14 protein-coding genes are annotated in these 15,654 nt (G+C 71.2%); 10 read left to right on the forward strand and 4 right to left on the reverse strand.

Going from position 1 to position 15,654, the window contains the following annotated elements:
- Positions 1–53 precede the first annotated feature (53 nt).
- Positions 54–356 carry an AzlD domain-containing protein gene (locus QL985_RS02240; protein ID WP_019309487.1) on the reverse strand — a complete coding sequence of 101 codons (303 nt, stop codon included), beginning with the start codon at positions 354–356 and terminating at the stop codon, positions 54–56.
- 1 nt (position 357) lies between these two features.
- Positions 358–1,068 (reverse strand): AzlC family ABC transporter permease, encoded by a 711-nt coding sequence (locus QL985_RS02245; protein WP_102613187.1) that lies wholly within the window; start codon positions 1,066–1,068, stop codon positions 358–360.
- A 106-nt stretch (positions 1,069–1,174) separates the two neighbouring features.
- On the opposite strand from QL985_RS02245, the gene QL985_RS02250 reads away from it, so the two are divergent.
- The 7 genes from QL985_RS02250 (at position 1,175) to QL985_RS02280 (ending at position 9,750) form a co-directional block, all read left to right on the forward strand.
- Positions 1,175–3,199 carry a prolyl oligopeptidase family serine peptidase gene (locus QL985_RS02250; RefSeq protein ID WP_102613186.1) on the forward strand — a complete coding sequence of 675 codons (2,025 nt, stop codon included), beginning with the start codon at positions 1,175–1,177 and terminating at the stop codon, positions 3,197–3,199.
- Positions 3,200–3,296: 97 nt separating this feature from the next.
- Positions 3,297–5,204: a translational GTPase TypA gene (typA, locus tag QL985_RS02255; protein WP_102613185.1), complete on the forward strand. Its 1,908-nt coding sequence runs from the start codon at positions 3,297–3,299 to the stop codon at positions 5,202–5,204.
- A gap of 2 nt (positions 5,205–5,206) precedes the next feature.
- Positions 5,207–6,112 (forward strand): PIG-L family deacetylase, encoded by a 906-nt coding sequence (locus tag QL985_RS02260; RefSeq protein WP_124109261.1) that lies wholly within the window; start codon positions 5,207–5,209, stop codon positions 6,110–6,112.
- Positions 6,109–6,738, forward strand: coding sequence for a hypothetical protein (locus tag QL985_RS02265; protein WP_102613183.1), 630 nt, complete (start codon positions 6,109–6,111; stop codon positions 6,736–6,738). The genes QL985_RS02260 and QL985_RS02265 overlap by 4 nt, the downstream gene beginning before the upstream one ends.
- A gap of 62 nt (positions 6,739–6,800) precedes the next feature.
- Positions 6,801–7,124 carry a ferredoxin gene (gene fdxA, locus QL985_RS02270; RefSeq protein ID WP_019309481.1) on the forward strand — a complete coding sequence of 108 codons (324 nt, stop codon included), beginning with the start codon at positions 6,801–6,803 and terminating at the stop codon, positions 7,122–7,124.
- A gap of 4 nt (positions 7,125–7,128) precedes the next feature.
- Positions 7,129–8,274, forward strand: a complete 1,146-nt coding sequence (gene dapC, locus QL985_RS02275; protein WP_102613182.1) for a succinyldiaminopimelate transaminase — start codon at positions 7,129–7,131, stop codon at positions 8,272–8,274.
- A gap of 174 nt (positions 8,275–8,448) precedes the next feature.
- Positions 8,449–9,750 (forward strand): citrate synthase, encoded by a 1,302-nt coding sequence (locus QL985_RS02280; RefSeq protein WP_102613181.1) that lies wholly within the window; start codon positions 8,449–8,451, stop codon positions 9,748–9,750.
- A gap of 193 nt (positions 9,751–9,943) precedes the next feature.
- Here the strand turns inward: QL985_RS02280 and galE are convergent, their stop codons facing one another.
- Complete coding sequence (gene galE / locus QL985_RS02285; protein WP_102613180.1) at positions 9,944–10,960, reverse strand: UDP-glucose 4-epimerase GalE; 1,017 nt, start codon at positions 10,958–10,960, stop codon at positions 9,944–9,946.
- Between the two features lie 97 nt (positions 10,961–11,057).
- On the reverse strand, positions 11,058–12,029 hold the full coding sequence (gene dapD, locus QL985_RS02290) for a 2,3,4,5-tetrahydropyridine-2,6-dicarboxylate N-succinyltransferase (RefSeq protein WP_102613179.1): 972 nt from the start codon (positions 12,027–12,029) through the stop codon (positions 11,058–11,060).
- A gap of 137 nt (positions 12,030–12,166) precedes the next feature.
- Here dapD and dapE point away from each other — a divergent pair, with 137 nt between their 5' ends.
- The 3 genes from dapE to QL985_RS02305 all read left to right on the forward strand — a co-directional run.
- A complete protein-coding gene (dapE, locus tag QL985_RS02295; RefSeq protein WP_039101739.1) occupies positions 12,167–13,273 on the forward strand; it encodes a succinyl-diaminopimelate desuccinylase in 1,107 nt (368 codons plus the stop codon).
- 21 nt (positions 13,274–13,294) lie between these two features.
- Positions 13,295–14,188, forward strand: a complete 894-nt coding sequence (locus QL985_RS02300; protein WP_102613178.1) for a TIGR00730 family Rossman fold protein — start codon at positions 13,295–13,297, stop codon at positions 14,186–14,188.
- A partial coding sequence (locus QL985_RS02305; RefSeq protein ID WP_290147539.1) for a hypothetical protein occupies positions 14,185–15,654 on the forward strand: 1,470 nt, incomplete at its 3' end. The genes QL985_RS02300 and QL985_RS02305, both read left to right, overlap by 4 nt.

A 15,654-nucleotide genomic window follows, 5' to 3' on the forward strand; every position in this document is an offset into this window, starting at 1 on the left:
CCCAGTAAATTCAGGCAGGACTCAGCAGATTAGGAAAACGCATTGTTTCTTAATCAGGTCAGCACCAGACCGGACAGGGAGTACGCCGCGAAACCCGCGATGAAGCCGATCAGGAAGTTGCGCGAGGCCAGGTTAACCAGCACGGACACCGCCGCTGCGAGCACCAGACGGGACAGCTGCACCCCGGAATCCGCCTCCAGCAGCGTGTAGGCCACCAGGATGAGCATGAGTCCCGCCGGAAGCAGCGCGGACAATTCCTGCAGGTCCTCGCGGTCGCGGTATCTGTGCGCCAGCTGCACGGGAATGAATCGCAGCGCAAAGGTGACGGCGGCGCACACTGCGATGGCGGCGAGCATCTCACACCCCGCTCTCGGGGGTGGGCACACCGTGGCCGGAGCGCGGTCTCTTCACCATGAGCACGCACAGCAGGGCGTAGCAGAGCATGGCGCCGAGCAGGAACAGGTCCCGGGGGAGCAGCAGACCCACGCCGATGGAGGCGAGGGCGGCCGCCAAGATCCTGGTCCGCTGCGCGGCCGCGGTGATGGCGCCCATGAACAGCAGGGAGAAGAGTCCGGTGAGGGCGAAGTCGAATCCGTCCCACGAGGCGGGGACGAGCCCGCCGGCCACAGCGCCCACGGCCGCGCCGAGCACCCAGTACAGGTGGGAGACGCCCTGGATCAGCATCAGCTCGCGCTCGGTGGTGGGGCGCACGCCGCTGGTGATGAGCGCGTAGGCCTCGTCGGTCAACGCGTAGGGGCCGTAGAACCTGGCGAACGGTGTGCGCAGCAGGTGTGTGGGGTAGGAAAAGCCGTAGAACACGTGGCGGGCGTTGACCAAAAGGGTGGTCACGGCGATCTGTGCGAGTCCCGCGCCGGCGGCCACGAGGCCCACGAGCAGGAACTCGATGGACCCTGCGAAGACCACCAGGGCGGTGAGGGGTGCGAGGTAGGGCGCGAAACCCAGGGACACCGAGTAGGCGCCGAAGGCCATGCCCAGGGGCAGGTACCCCATGGCCACGGGCACGGTGACCCGCAGGGCCCAGGCGAGGCTGCCCTTCGCGGAGGTCATGCGGGCACTCCTTGCTGCTGACCGGTGGGGATCCTGGGTCACGGTAGCGCGGACGGCGCCCTGTCACGGACCCGGGGTGGCCGAGGCCGTCTGTAATGTACGACACATGACTTCCGGTTACTCGATTCCCGAACAGCTCGTGACCGTCCCGCGGCTCTCCGGTCTGGCCACCCACCGCGCGGGGCCCGTGGTGGCCCTGCGGCAGGAGCTCTCCTCCGACGCCAAGCGCTACGTGAAGCACGCGTGGGCCGTGCCCCGTCACGGAGAGCCGGTGCAGCTCACCCACGGGGACCACGGAGTCCAGGAGGTCCGCCCCACGTCCTCGGGATCCGTGTGGTTCACCTCAGGCCGGCCCGTGGCCGGGGACGACGCCAAGCGCACCCGGCTGTGGCTGCTCCCCGAGCACGGCGAGGCGCGCATGGTCCTGGACGCCCCGGAGGGGGTGTCGAACCTCGAGCTCGGCGGTGACCGGCTGTTCTTCGTCTCCGGCCTGTTTCCCGCGGCCCGCGGGGCCCGGGAAGAGTTCGCGCGCAACCGCGAGATCCACGACCGCCGCGACGAGACGGGGGTCAGCGGGATCCTCTACGACAGCGCGCCCATGCGCTTCTGGGACCACGACCTCCCCGCCGCGCAGGACGCGCTGTGGTTCCTGGACACCGCCGCCGTGGCGGGCGGCGTCGACCCCGTGGAGGCCGTGCGGCGGGTGGAGCTGCCCGAGGGCCGGCTGGGCCAGTACACCGTGGCCCCGGACGGCACGTGGCTGCTGGCCACCGTGTCCACCCTGCTGCCGGAGGGCACGCAGCGTTCGCAGCTGTGGCGGCTGCCGGTGGCCGCGGAGCACGGTGACGAGGCCGTGCTGCTGCACGACACGGACGAGGCGCAGATGTGGGCTCCCGCCGAGATCAGCCCCGACGGCACCCGGGCGCTGCTCGGGCGCCAGCTGCTGTGGCGCGAGGGCGTGAGCATGGCCGTGTCCGTGTGGGTGCACGACCTCGCGAGCGGCGAGGAGACCGAGGTGGTCCCCGCGGACGAGCACTGGGCGCAGGACCCGCACTGGGTGGACGACGAGACCTTCGTGTGCACCGCCGACCACCGCGGCCGCGGCATCGTGCTGCGCGTGCGCTGCCCGCGTGGCGGAGCGAGCGTGGTCGAGACCGCCGCCGGCGGCCCGGACCAGGACGAGACCTACTCCTCGGTGCAGGTCGCGGGCGACCAGCTGGTGGGGCTGCGCGCGAGCTACGCCCACCCCTTCGAGCTCGTCCGGTGGCCTGTGACGGCCGCGACCGGCTCGGCCGAGCCGGCACCCGTGGCGGGCCTCGTCCCGGAGCACGAGGTCCCCGGTCGCCTGGAGGAGGTCACCACCACGGCGGAGGACGGCACGGAGATCCGGGCGTGGCTCGCCCTGCCGCACCCCGCCGACGACGCCGCGCGGCACCCCCTGCTCGTGTCCGTCCACGGCGGGCCGTGGGGCTCCAACAACCAGTGGAGCTGGCGCTGGAGCCCGTGGCCGTTCGTGGCCCAGGGCTACGCGGTGCTGCTGCCGGACCCAGCGATCTCCACGGGCTACGGACAGACGATGATCGACCGCGGTCAGCAGGAACTGGGTGGCGCGCCGTTCACGGACGTCATGGCCCTGACGGAGGCCGCCACCGCGCGCCCGGACATCGACCGGCAGCGGCAGGCCCTGATGGGCGGGTCCTACGGCGGGTACATGGCCAACTGGGTGGCCACCCACACGGGGGACCGGTTCCGGTGCATCGTCACGCACGCGTCCCTGTGGAACCTGGACACCATGGGCGCCACCACGGACAACACCCTGTGGCGCGAGGCCATGGGGCCCTCCCAGGCGGGCACCTACTCCCCGCACCGGTTCGCGGAGGACATCGAGGTGCCGCTGCTGGTGATCCACGGGGACAAGGACTACCGCGTGCCCATCTCCCAGGGCATCGAGCTGTGGGCGGACCTGCAGCAGCGCACGGGGGTGGAGGGGCACCGCTTCCTGTACTACCCGGACGAGGGGCACTGGATCCTCAAGCCAGCCAACGCGCGCACGTGGTACGAGACCGTGCTCGCGTTCGTGGGTGAGCACGTGCTGGGGCAGGAGAAGGAGCGGCCCGAGCTGCTGGGCTGAGCGGAGAGATCCGTCACGCGTGTGCGGGTGCGTGGGCGGAGGGGAGTAGAATCGCTACGATTCCCCTCTGCCTCTACCTGCGAAGAGAGACTCGTGTATGTCTGAAAACACCGCCCAGCGCGCCGATCTGCGCAACGTGGCCATCGTGGCCCACGTTGACCACGGCAAGACCACCATCGTCGACGCCATGCTCCAGCAGACGCACGCGTTCTCCAGCCACGGAGAGGTCGAGGAGCGGGTCATGGACTCCGGCGACCTGGAGCGCGAGAAGGGCATCACGATCCTCGCCAAGAACACCACGGTGTTCTACGACGGGCCCGCCGCGAACGGCGAGACCATCACCATCAACGTGATCGACACCCCGGGCCACGCGGACTTCGGCGGCGAGGTGGAGCGCGGGCTGTCCATGGTGGACGGCGTGGTGCTGCTCGTGGACGCCTCCGAGGGCCCCCTGCCCCAGACCCGCTTCGTGCTGCGCAAGGCCCTCGAGGCCAAGCTGCCCGTGATCGTGGTCGTCAACAAGGTGGACCGCCCCGATGCCCGCATCGAAGAGGTCGTCTCTGACACCATGGACCTGCTGCTGGGCCTGGCCTCGGACATCGCCGAGGACAACCCGGACCTGGACCTGGACGCCGTGCTGGACGTCCCCGTGGTCTACGCCTCCGGCAAGGCCGGGCGCGCCTCCACGGACCAGCCCGCCAACGGCGAGCTGCCGGACAACGAGGACCTCGAGCCGCTGTTCAAGACCATCATCGAGCACATCCCAGCGCCGTCCTACAACCCCGAGGGCGTGCTGCAGGCCCACGTGACCAACCTGGACGCCTCCCCGTTCCTGGGCCGTCTCGCGCTGCTGCGCATCTTCAACGGCACCCTCAAGAAGGGCCAGACCGTGGCCTGGGCGCGCCAGGACGGCACCATCAAGAGCGTGCGGATCTCCGAGCTGCTCGCCACCAAAGGCCTGGACCGCGTGCCCGCGGAGAGCGCCGGCCCCGGTGAGATCGTGGCCGTGGCGGGCATCGAGGACATAACCATCGGCGAGACCCTCACGGACCTGGAGAACCCGGAGCCGCTGCCCCTGATCACCGTGGACGATCCCGCGATCTCCATGACCATTGGCATCAACACCTCCCCGCTGGCCGGGCGCGTCAAGGGTGCCAAGGTCACCGCGCGCCAGGTCAAGGACCGCCTGGACAAGGAGCTGATCGGCAACGTCTCGCTGAAGATCCTCCCCACCCAGCGTCCGGACGCGTGGGAGGTCCAGGGCCGCGGCGAGCTGGCCCTGGCCATCCTGGTGGAGCAGATGCGCCGCGAGGGCTTCGAGCTCACCGCGGGCAAGCCCCAGGTGGTCACCAAGACCGTGGACGGCAAGGTCCACGAGCCCTACGAGCACATGACCATCGACGTCCCCGAGGAGTACCTGGGTGCGGTCACGCAGCTGATGGCCGGGCGCAAGGGCCGCATGGAGGGCATGAGCAACCACGGCACCGGCTGGGTGCGCATGGAGTTCAAGGTCCCCTCCCGCGGTCTGATCGGCTTCCGTACCAAGTTCCTCACGGACACCCGCGGCGCGGGCATCGCCTCCTCCTACGCGGACGGCTACGAGCCGTGGGCCGGGGAGATCGAGTACCGCACCAACGGCTCCATGGTCGCGGACCGCGCCGGCGTGGTGACCCCGTTCGCCATGATCAACCTGCAGGAGCGCGGCTCGTTCTTCGTGGAGCCCACCTCCGAGGTCTACGAGGGCATGATCGTGGGCGAGAACTCGCGCGCGGACGACATGGACGTGAACATCACCAAGGAGAAGAAGCTCACCAACATGCGTGCGGCCTCCTCGGAGACGTTCGAGAACCTCACCCCGCCGCGCAAGCTCACGCTCGAGGAGTGCCTCGAGTTCGCCCGCGAGGACGAGTGCGTGGAGGTCACCCCGGAGGCCATCCGCATCCGCAAGGTGGTCCTGGACGCCAACGAGCGGCTCAAGGTCGCCCGTCAGCGGGCCCGCGCCTGATCGTGGTCGACCCGAAGTACCCGGGCGGGGGACACGCCATCGCGGGCGCGGCGAACACGCTGCTGCCCGCGGGTGTGGACCCCGCCCGGGCGCGTCTGCTGTTCGTGCACGCCCACCCGGACGACGAGGCGATCAACACCGCCGCGTCCATGGGCCACTACAGCGGCCTGGGCGCCACCACGGTGCTGCTGACCATGACGCGCGGTGAGCGCGGGGAGGTCATCCCGCCCGCGCTGCGCCACCTCGAGGTGGGCCAGCCGGGCTGCCCGGACACGGACGGCACCGCCCTGGGGCTGTACCGGATCTCCGAGCTCGACGCCGCCGCGGCCGCCATGGGTCTCACGGACCGGTTCTACGCGGGGGAGCCTCCCGCCCTGGACGCCTCCGTGGGCTTCGCCAACGGTGCGGGGAAGTACGTGGACTCCGGCATGAGCTGGGGCCCCGACGGCTTCGCCCAGCCGACAGCGGACGTCTCCCCGGCCGCGCTGACGGCTGCGGACCCGGACGAGGCCGCGGCCCACGTAGCCGCCGCGATCCGTGCGCTGCGCCCGCACGCCGTGGTCACGTACGCGGACGACGGTGGCTACGGCCACCCCGACCACGTGGCCACGCACCGGATCACCGTGCGCGCGGTCGAGGCGGCCGCCGCGTCCGACGACGCCGAGGACCCCGCGTGGGACGTGCCCCTGACGTGGGGCATCGAGTCCGAGGTGGACCCGACGGATACGCGTCCCCAGGCCGCGATCCACGGGGACCTCGCGGTCAAGCGCGCCGCCATGGCCGCGCACGCCACGCAGATCGTGCTCGCGGAGGACCCCGCCGATCCCTCGTACACGATGTCCAACGGCGTGCCGCAGTCGATCCACTCCACGGAGACCTTCCGGCTGCTCCGAGGGGACCGGGGATGAGCGGGCAGGACACCCCGCGCCGCGCTGCCCCCTGGGCGGCCGGCTCCTCCGTCCCGGGCACCGGGTCCACTGACGAGGCGCCCGCCGGGTCCTCGGAGCGTGCCGCCACGGGGCCCGTGGACGGCGTGGCATCCGTGTCCAGGCACGACACCTCCGCCGAGCGCACTTCCGGGGTCGGCTCCGACGCGGAAACCGTCGCGCACGGTGACACCGCAGAGACCGTCGCGGCCCGCGAGCGGCCGGGAACGGCGTCGTCGGTGCTGACCGCCGTGCTCACGGGGCTGCTGGTCGGCGCGGTGGCCACGGCCATGCACGGGAACATCTGGTACCTGGACGGCTGGTGGCTGCCGTGGGGTCTCGTGTTCTCCGGTGCGCTGCTGCTGAGTGCCAGCGTGTGGTGCGGCACGTCCACTGAGCGTGTGTGGGCGGCGGCGGTGCCCGGACTCGTGACCTACGTGATCGCGTGGGCCGGGGCGTACCTGCGAGAGGGCTCCGCACTGGTGGTCACCACGTGGCAGGCCCCGATCGGCGTGGTGGGGATCCTGTGGTTCGTGGTGGTCTTCGCGGCCGTCATGTGCTCCGTGATTGTGACGGGCCGTTGGCTCGTGCGCCTGCGGGCGCGGTAGCGTCGGGAGCCCGTCGCTAGAATGAACGACAACTTGGGAACTGAAGGAAAGGTCCGTCACCCGTGACTTACGTGATTGCTCAGCCCTGCGTGGACGTCAAGGACAAGGCGTGCGTGGAGGAGTGCCCCGTGGACTGCATCTACGAGGGTGAGCGCACGCTCTACATCCACCCGGACGAGTGCGTGGACTGCGGTGCGTGCGAGCCGGTGTGCCCCGTGGAGGCCATCTACTACGAGGACGACACCCCCGAGGAGTGGGCGGACTACTACAAGGCCAACGTGGAGTTCTTCGACGACCTCGGCTCCCCGGGCGGTGCCGCGAAGCTCGGCAACACCCACAAGGACCACCCGCTGATCGCCGCTCTGCCCCCGCAGAACCAGGACTGATCGGGTGAGCGAGCGGCGCGGCTTCGGCCTGGACCTGCCCGACTACCCGTGGAACGCGCTGGCCCCGTACCGGGAGCTCGCGCAGCAGCACCCGGACGGTGTGGTGGACCTGTCCATCGGCACCCCCGTGGACCCCACGCCGCTGGTGGTCCAGGACGCCCTCGCGGCCGCTGCGGACGCCCCCGGCTACCCCACCACGCACGGCACGCCCGCGCTGCGGGAGGCCGTGGTCGCGTGGTACGCCGAGCGGCGCGGTGTTCCCGGACTGGACCCGGAGGCCGTGATGCCCACCGTGGGTTCCAAGGAGCTCGTGGCGTGGCTGCCCCTGCTGCTGGGGCTCGGTCCCGGCGACGTGGTGGTGCGCCCCGTGGTGGCGTACCCCACCTACGACATCGGGGCGCGGCTCGCGGGTGCCGAGTCCGTGGCCGCCGACTCCCTGGATGAGCTGGAACCGTCCGTGCGCGCACGCGTGCGCATGGTCTGGGTCAACTCCCCGGGCAACCCCACGGGCATCGTGCGCGACGCCGCCTCCCTGCGTGAACTGGTGGACCAGGCCCGCGCGCAGGGTGCCGTGGTGGTCTCCGACGAGTGCTACGCCGAGCTGGGCTGGGGAGCGTGGGATCCCGCCGAGGGCGGGGAGCCCGTGCCCTCGGTGCTGGACCCACGGGTCAGCGGCGGGGACATGTCCCTGCTGCTCAGTGCCTACTCTCTGTCCAAGCAGTCCAACCTGGCGGGCTACCGCGCGGCGTTCCTCGCCGGGGACCCCGCGCTCATGCCGTCCCTGATCAACTCCCGCAAGCACGCGGGGATGATCGTGGCCTACCCCGTGCAGGAGGCCATGCGCGTGGCCCTGGGGGACACCGCCCACGTGGCCGCGCAGAAGAGCCTGTACCGGCAGCGTCGTGCCGCCCTGAAGCCCGCGGTGGAGGCCTTCGGGCTGAGCATCGAGCACTCCGAGGCGGGGCTGTACCTGTGGGGCGCGGCGGGGGAGGACACCTGGACCACCGTGGAGCGCTTCGCCCGCCTGGGCATCGTGGTGGGCCCCGGGACGTTCTACGGCGAGGCCGGGCACGGCTTCGTCCGGCTGTCCCTGACCGCCACGGACGAGCGCATGGCCGCGGCCGTGCAGCGCCTGGAAGGGGCGGTCTGACAGCACCCCGTGCACCGGGGCAAGTGGAATCACGCTCGCACTAGCGAGTAGGTTGGTGCAGGATCACACCGTGTCCCGCCCGGTGCCCGTGCCCTCCCGCCGCCACGACGGTGTGGCGGCATGCGAGGACGCACCGATCAGCGGAACACCCGAGAAAACCGTGAAGGACTCACCATGGCAGAGGCCAAGAAGAACACCGGCAAGGTGGAACTGAGCTACGACAAGGACAAGACCCTGGACCTCCCCGTGCTGGAGGTGACCGAGGGCAACAAGGGCTACGGGATCGGCTCGCTGCTCAAGGAGACCGGCAACGTCAGCTTCGACCCCGGTTTCGTCAACACCGCGAACACCCGCTCCTCGGTGACGTACATCGACGGCGCCCAGGGCATCCTGCGCTACCGCGGCTACCCGATCGAGGAGCTCGCGGAGCACTCCAACTTCCTGGAGACCGCCTACCTGCTGATCTACGGCGAGCTGCCCACGCGTGAGCAGTACGAGGACTTCCAGCACCGGATCACCACGCACACCATGGTGCACGAGGACATCAAGCTGTTCTTCAACGGCTTCCCGCGCTCCGCGCACCCCATGCCCGTGCTCTCCTCGGCCGTGTCCGCGCTGTCCACGTTCTACTCGGACTCCCTGGACCCGTTCAACAAGGAGCACGTGGAGATCTCCACCATTCGCCTACTCGCCAAGGTCCCCACCCTGGCCGCGTACGCGTACAAGAAGTCCGTGGGCGAGCCGCAGCTCTACCCCCACAACAACCTCAACTACGCGGAGAACTTCCTGCGCATGTGCTTCGGCGTGCCCGCCGAGGAGTACGAGGTGGACCCGGTGGTCGCCAAGACCCTGGACATCCTGTTCATGCTGCACGCGGACCACGAGCAGAACTGCTCCACCTCCACCGTGCGCCTGGTGGGCTCCTCCCACGCGAACATGTTCGCGTCCGTCTCCGCGGGCATCAACGCCCTCTACGGCCCGCTGCACGGCGGCGCCAACGAGGCCGTGCTGGCCATGCTGGACCAGATCCAGAACCGTGGGCTCTCCGCGGACGAGTTCATGGAGAAGGTCAAGAACAAGGAGGACGGCGTCCGCCTCATGGGCTTCGGGCACCGTGTCTACAAGAACTACGACCCCCGCGCCCGCATCATCAAGGGCTACGCGCACGACGTCCTGGCCAAGATGGGCGGCAACAACGAGCTGCTGGACCTGGCCATCGGCCTGGAGGAGAAGGCGCTCGCGGACGACTACTTCGTGGAGCGCAAGCTCTACCCGAACGTGGACTTCTACACGGGCCTGATCTACAAGGCCATGGGCTTCCCGGAGAAGATGTTCACGGTGCTCTTCGCGATCGGACGCCTGCCCGGCTGGATCGCCCAGTGGCGCGAGATGATCGAGGACCCCGAGACCAAGATCGGCCGTCCCCGCCAGCTCTACGTGGGCGAGGGCGAGCGCCACTACCCCACGGCCAACTGAGCCGGCCGGCACTGCCGGTACGACGCCGCCCCGGTCACCTTCTCGGTGACCGGGGCGGCGTTCTCGTGGGGCCCGGCGCGGACGCCGGGACGGAGGCGGTCGCAGGGGTGCCGTGCGGCTCTGCTGCGCGTCCAGGCGCCCCTGACCCGGGCCGGCGCGCGGGCGGCGTCGGGCCCGGGACCGGGGGAGGGTCTCAGCCCTCGTAGCCGTTGGGGTTGTTCTTCTGCCATTTCCAGTGGTCCCGGCACATGGTGTCGATGTCCCGGTCCGCGGACCAGCCCAGCTCCGCGAGGGCGGACGCGGGATCCGCGTAGGACACGGCGGCGTCGCCGGGGCGGCGCGGGGCGATCTCGTAGGGGATCTCCCGGCCGGAGGCATTCTGGAACGCCTCCCGGACCTCCAGGACCGAGTAGCCGCGGCCGGTGCCCAGGTTCCACACGTGCACCCCGGGGTCCTCGCTGATGCGGTCCAGGGCCCTCAGATGCCCGTCCGCGAGGTCCACCACGTGGATGTAGTCACGCACGCCGGTGCCGTCCGGGGTGGGGTAGTCGTCCCCGAAGACCATGAGCTTCTCGCGCCGCCCCACGGCCACCTGGGCGACGAACGGCATGAGGTTGTTGGGGATGCCCGAGGGGTCCTCGCCGATCCGACCGGACTCGTGGGCGCCCACGGGGTTGAAGTAGCGCAGCAGCGCCACGGACCAGCGCTCGTCCGAGGCCGCGAGGTCCGTGAGCATGTCCTCGATGTGCTCCTTGGTGCGCCCGTAGGGGTTCTGGGCGTCCATGGACAGCTTCTCGGTCAGCGGCATGGTCTCCGGCGCGCCGTACACGGTGGCGGAGGACGAGAACACGATGCTGCGGCAGTCGTTCTCCTCCATGGCCCACAGCAGGTTCACGGTGCCGGAGACGTTGTTGGTGTAGTACCACAGGGGCTTCTGTGCGGACTCGCCCACGGCCTTGAGCCCGGCGAAGTGGATCACCGCGTCCGGGTGGTGGTCGCGGAACACCGTGTCCAGGCCGGAGCGGTCCAGCAGGTCCACCTGCTCGAACGCCGCCACGTCACGACCGGCCAGTTCGGCCACGCGGTCCAGGGACGCGCGGGAGGAGTTGGAGAGGTTGTCCAGAACGACCACGTCGTGGCCGGCCTCCAGCAGGGCGAGGACGGTGTGCGAGCCGATGTAGCCGGTTCCCCCGGTGACAAGAATCTTCATGGGCTCCACCCTATCCAGTGCACCCGGGAAACACGGGTGGCCGGGCTCCCCGTCTCCCGGGAACCCGGCCACCTGCCGGCGGACGACGCCGCCCGCGTCAGTTCGCGTGCAGCTGCGCGTTCAGCTCCACGGTGCCGTTGCGGCGGGGCAGGGCCTCCACCGCGCCCGTGGTGGAGTTGCGGCGGAACAGCAGATTGGAGACGCCCGAGAGCTCCGAGGCCTTGACCACGCGGGGTTCCGCGGCGGCGTCGAGCAGGGAGACCCGGGTGCCCGCGGTGACGTAGAGCCCGGCCTCGACCACGCAGTCGTCTCCCAGGGAGATACCCACGCCCGCGTTCGCGCCCAGCAGGCAGCGCTCGCCCAGGGTGATGCGCTGCTTCCCGCCCCCGGAGAGGGTGCCCATGATGGACGCGCCGCCGCCGATGTCCGTGTGGTCGTGGACCACCACGCCCGCGGAGATCCGGCCCTCGACCATGGCAGCGCCCAGGGTGCCAGCGTTGAAGTTCACGAAGCCCTCGTGCATCACCGTGGTGCCCTCGCCCAGGTGCGCCCCCAGGCGCACGCGGTCCGCGTCCCCGATGCGGACACCGGAGGGGACCACGTAGTCCACCATGCGCGGGAACTTGTCCACGCCGAACACCGTGACGGCCCCGCCGGCGCGCAACCGCAGCAACGACCGGGTCAGCTCCTCGGCGAGCACCGGACCGCGGCTCGTCCACGCCACGTTGGCGAGCAGGCCGAACACCCCGTCCAGGTTGAGCGTGTTGGGCTGCGCGAGCCGGTGGGAGAGCAGGTGCAGCCGCAGGTAGGCGTCGGCGGTGTCGCGGGGGGCCTCGTCGAGGTCGATCACCGTGGTCACGATCTCGGAGCGCACGTTGCGGTCCGGGTCCGTGGTCGCGGCCACGCGCAGGTCCGCCTCGTAGCTGGAATCGGGGTTCGCGCTCAGGGCCGGGGCGGGGTAGAAGACGTCCAGGACGGTCCCCGCGCGCTCGCCGGCGTCCACCACGGTGGCCAGGCCCACGCCCGAGGCGACGCGGGAGTTGACGGTGCTCTTGCTCGTTGAAGTCATGGCTCCATCCTAAGCGGGTAGGCGTGCCGCACCTTCCTGCCAGGGCCTCTGTGCCCGACGCCGCCGCACCAGCCTGCCGGGCGGCAGCCGGGTCGTTCGCGGTGGGCCCCAGGGCCCCGGTGACTAAGCTGGCCGCCATGGCAGCCGATCAGCAGACACCCGTACTCGACCTCAGCATGGACCCCGCGGACCTCACGGCCGCGCTCGTGGACGTGGAGTCCGTCTCGGACCATGAGGGGCCGCTCGCCGACGCCGTGGAGGCGGCCCTGCGCGAGCTGCCGCACCTCACGGTGCACCGGGACGGGGACACCGTGGTGGCCCGCACCGAGCTGGGGCGTGCGGAACGGGTGATCCTGGCCGGGCACCTGGACACCGTGCCCCTGCCCACCGTGGAGGGTGCCCTGGGCGCGGTGCCGTCCGTGCGGCGTCGTGAAGGAGACCGGGACGTGATCTACGGCCGCGGCACCACGGACATGAAGGGCGGGGTGGCCGTGCAGCTCGCGCTGGCCCACGAGCTGAGGGAGCCGAACCGGGACGTCACGTACGTGTTCTACGACCACGAGGAGGTCTCCAGCGACGCCAGCGGTCTGGGGCGCGTGATGCGCAACGCGCCGCAGCTGCTCGAGGCGGACTTCGCGGTGCTGCTGGAACCCACCAACGGCACGGTGGAGGGCGGGTGCAACGGCACCATGCGCTTGCGGATCACCACCCACGGCAAGGCCTCGCACTCGGGGCGCGCGTGGATCGGGGACAACGCGATCCACAAGCAGGCGGAGCTGCTGGAGCGGCTGGCGCGCTACGAACCGCGGACCATCACCGTGGAGGGGCTGGACTACCGCGAGGGGCTCAACGCCATCCGGATCGGCGGGGGAGTGGCCGGCAACGTCATCCCGGACACCGCGTGGGTGGAGGTCAACTACCGCTTCGCCCCGGACAAGACGCTGGAGCAGGCGCAGCAGCACGTCCGTGAGGTGTTCGAGGGGTACGAGATCGAGTGGCAGGACCTCTCCCCGGCGGCGCGGCCCGGACTGGACCGCCCGGCAGCCGCGCAGTTCGTGGCGGCGGTGGGCCAGGAGCCCATGCCCAAGTACGGCTGGACGGACGTGGCCCGGTTCTCCGAGGCCGGGGTGCCCGCCGTGAACTTCGGTCCCGGGGACGCCCTGCTGGCCCACACGGACGACGAGCACGTGGTCGACGACGCCGTGCGCGCGTGCCACCGTGCCCTGTCCCAGTGGTTGTCCTGATCCGCCACGTAGCCTGAGCCCATGACTTCCCAGCACACGACCACCGATCCCCAGACGCCGTCCGCCGGTCCCGCCGAGCGCCACAAGGGCCCCGTGGTGCTGCGCCGCGGCCAGCTGCAGCGCCGCACCTCCGACCAGCGCTTCCTGGACCAGCGCCCCGCGGAGCCGGACGACTTCACCCGCACGGACCCGTGGCGCGTGCTGCGCATCCAGGCGGAGTTCGTGGAGGGCTTCGACGCGCTCGCGAACCTCGGCCCCGCGATCACCGTGTTCGGCTCCGCGCGCACCGCCCCCGGGCACCCCGAGTACGAGCTGGGCCGCGAGCTCGGGCGGCAGATCGGCGCCGCGGGCTACGCCGTGATCACGGGTGGTGGCCCCGGTGTCATGGAGGCCGCGAACCGTGGTGCCGTGGACGTGGGCGCCCACTCCGTGGGCATCGGCATCGAGCTGCCCCACGAGCAGCACCTGAACCACTGGGTGGACCTGGGCATCAACTTCCGGTACTTCTTCGCGCGCAAGACCATGTTCATGAAGTACAGCCAGGGCTTCGTGGCGCTGCCCGGTGGCTTCGGCACCCTGGACGAGCTGTTCGAGGCGCTGACCCTGGTGCAGACCGGCAAGATCACCCGCTTCCCCGTCATCCTGGTGGGCACCGAGTACTGGGGTCCGCTGCTGGACTGGATCACGGGCACCCTCGTGGCCGGCGGCAAGGTGGGCGAGGCGGACCTCGACCTGCTGCGCGTGGTGGACACCGCCGAGGAGGTCCTGGAGATCCTCACGTCCGTCCACGCCGAGGACCCCGGGATTCCGGTGGACGACGCCGCCGCACCCCGTTCTGCGGCTCGCCCCGGTTCCCCCGACGTCACCCCGGACCACGACCTCCCAGGGGAAACCGCTCCCGGATCCGAGGCATGAGCCGGTCCCGGGACACGGGGCGGAGGCATTCGGGGGATCGGGACCGCAGGGACGCGGCCGCGCCCGGCGGCGTGGCCCCCGGGTCCGGCGCCGCCGCAGGATCGGACGACGCGCGGCGCCCCGCGGACGCGGAGCACCGGGCGGGCCCCGGGCACCCCTCCACCGTGAACGACGGGGCGCTCGGCGCATCGCGCGCCGCCGGAACGGTGACCGCCGAGGACGCCCTCACCGCGCGGCGTCGTCCGTGGCGGGCTGCCCTGAGTGGCGCGTGGGCCCGGAGCCCGTGGTGGCTCGCGGTGCTCGCGATCTACGGACTCTCCCGCGTGTGGGGGTGGGCGGTCTTCAGCGTGGTCGGCGGCCAGCAGGGCCCGGGGCCGTGGGGCGACGGCGCCCTGGGCTACCTGGACTTCGTGGCCACGTGGGACTCCGACTGGTACCGCACCATCTTCGAGCAGGGGTATCCCACGGAGCTGCCCCGGGACTCCCTGGGCACGGTGAGCGAGAACCCCTGGGCGTTCTACCCGGTCCACCCCCTGCTGGTGCGCGGGATCGCGGAGGTCACCGGGACCGGGTGGGCGGTCACTGCGGCCACGGTGTCCCTGCTGGCGGGGTTCGGGGCGGCGCTGGTGCTGTACCGCCTCACGTGCACGGCCCCGGTGATGAGCACCCCGCGCACGCGCGGGGGAGCGGCGGTGCCCGCCCTGTGGACGGTGGCGGTGTTCGCGTTCAACCCCGTGGCGCCCGTGCTGCAGACCCCGTACGCGGAGGCCCTGAGCATGCTGATCCTGCTCAGCGCGATCCTGTGCGTGGTGCGTGAGCGGCCCGCCTGGGCCGTGGTGTTCACCGTGCTGCAGGCCCTGACCCGTCCCACCGGGGTGGCCCTCGCGGCGGCCCTCGGCGTGTGGTGGCTGTGGCGCAGCGTAGCGGACGTGCGCGCGCGGCGTCGTCCCTGGTACCGCTGCGTTGACCGGTGGCTCGCCGTGGCGCTGACCGCGTGCGCCGCGGCCCTCGCGTGGCCGGCAATCGCGTGGGCCGTCACGGGGGAGCCCACGGCGTACACCGAAACCGAGGCCGCGTGGCGCGGTGCCTCGGACGTGATTCCCGTGCTCCCGTGGTTCCACCAGGCCACCGTGCTGCTCGGCCCGGTCGTGGGGCTGCTCGCTCCCGTGGCGCTCGTGGTCGCGGTGGTGCTCATGCTGCGTTCGGCTCCCGTGCGCCGGGCCCTGCCGTTCTTCGTGCGCGTGTGGATCGCCGCCTACGGGTGCTACCTGCTGCTCGTGCTCAACCCGCAGACCTCCACGTTCCGGCTGCTGCTGCCGTGGGCGCCACTGGCCGCGGCCCTCGTGCACGTGAGCGGGTCCAGGGCGTACCGCACGCTGCTCGTGGTCACGGGAGCCGTCCTGCAGATCGTGTGGGTGGGGTGGCTGTGGCACTGGAAGCAACTGCCCGGTGGTGGGGACTTCCCG

It is taken from the genome of Kocuria sp. APC 4018 (assembly GCF_030407675.1).
Taxonomy (GTDB): Bacteria; Actinomycetota; Actinomycetes; order Actinomycetales; family Micrococcaceae; genus Kocuria; species Kocuria rhizophila.

Coding starts and splice junctions, on each gene's coding strand:
- typA (WP_102613185.1), top strand. CDS start 3,297: ATGTCTGAAAACACCGCCCAGCGCGCCGATCTGCGCAACGTGGCCATC.
- galE (WP_102613180.1), bottom strand. CDS start 10,960: ATGAAGATTCTTGTCACCGGGGGAACCGGCTACATCGGCTCGCACACC.
- QL985_RS02300 (WP_102613178.1), top strand. CDS start 13,295: ATGACTTCCCAGCACACGACCACCGATCCCCAGACGCCGTCCGCCGGT.
- QL985_RS02245 (WP_102613187.1), bottom strand. CDS start 1,068: ATGACCTCCGCGAAGGGCAGCCTCGCCTGGGCCCTGCGGGTCACCGTG.
- QL985_RS02280 (WP_102613181.1), top strand. CDS start 8,449: ATGGCAGAGGCCAAGAAGAACACCGGCAAGGTGGAACTGAGCTACGAC.
- dapE (WP_039101739.1), top strand. CDS start 12,167: ATGGCAGCCGATCAGCAGACACCCGTACTCGACCTCAGCATGGACCCC.
- dapD (WP_102613179.1), bottom strand. CDS start 12,029: ATGACTTCAACGAGCAAGAGCACCGTCAACTCCCGCGTCGCCTCGGGC.
- QL985_RS02240 (WP_019309487.1), bottom strand. CDS start 356: ATGCTCGCCGCCATCGCAGTGTGCGCCGCCGTCACCTTTGCGCTGCGA.
- QL985_RS02265 (WP_102613183.1), top strand. CDS start 6,109: ATGAGCGGGCAGGACACCCCGCGCCGCGCTGCCCCCTGGGCGGCCGGC.
- QL985_RS02250 (WP_102613186.1), top strand. CDS start 1,175: ATGACTTCCGGTTACTCGATTCCCGAACAGCTCGTGACCGTCCCGCGG.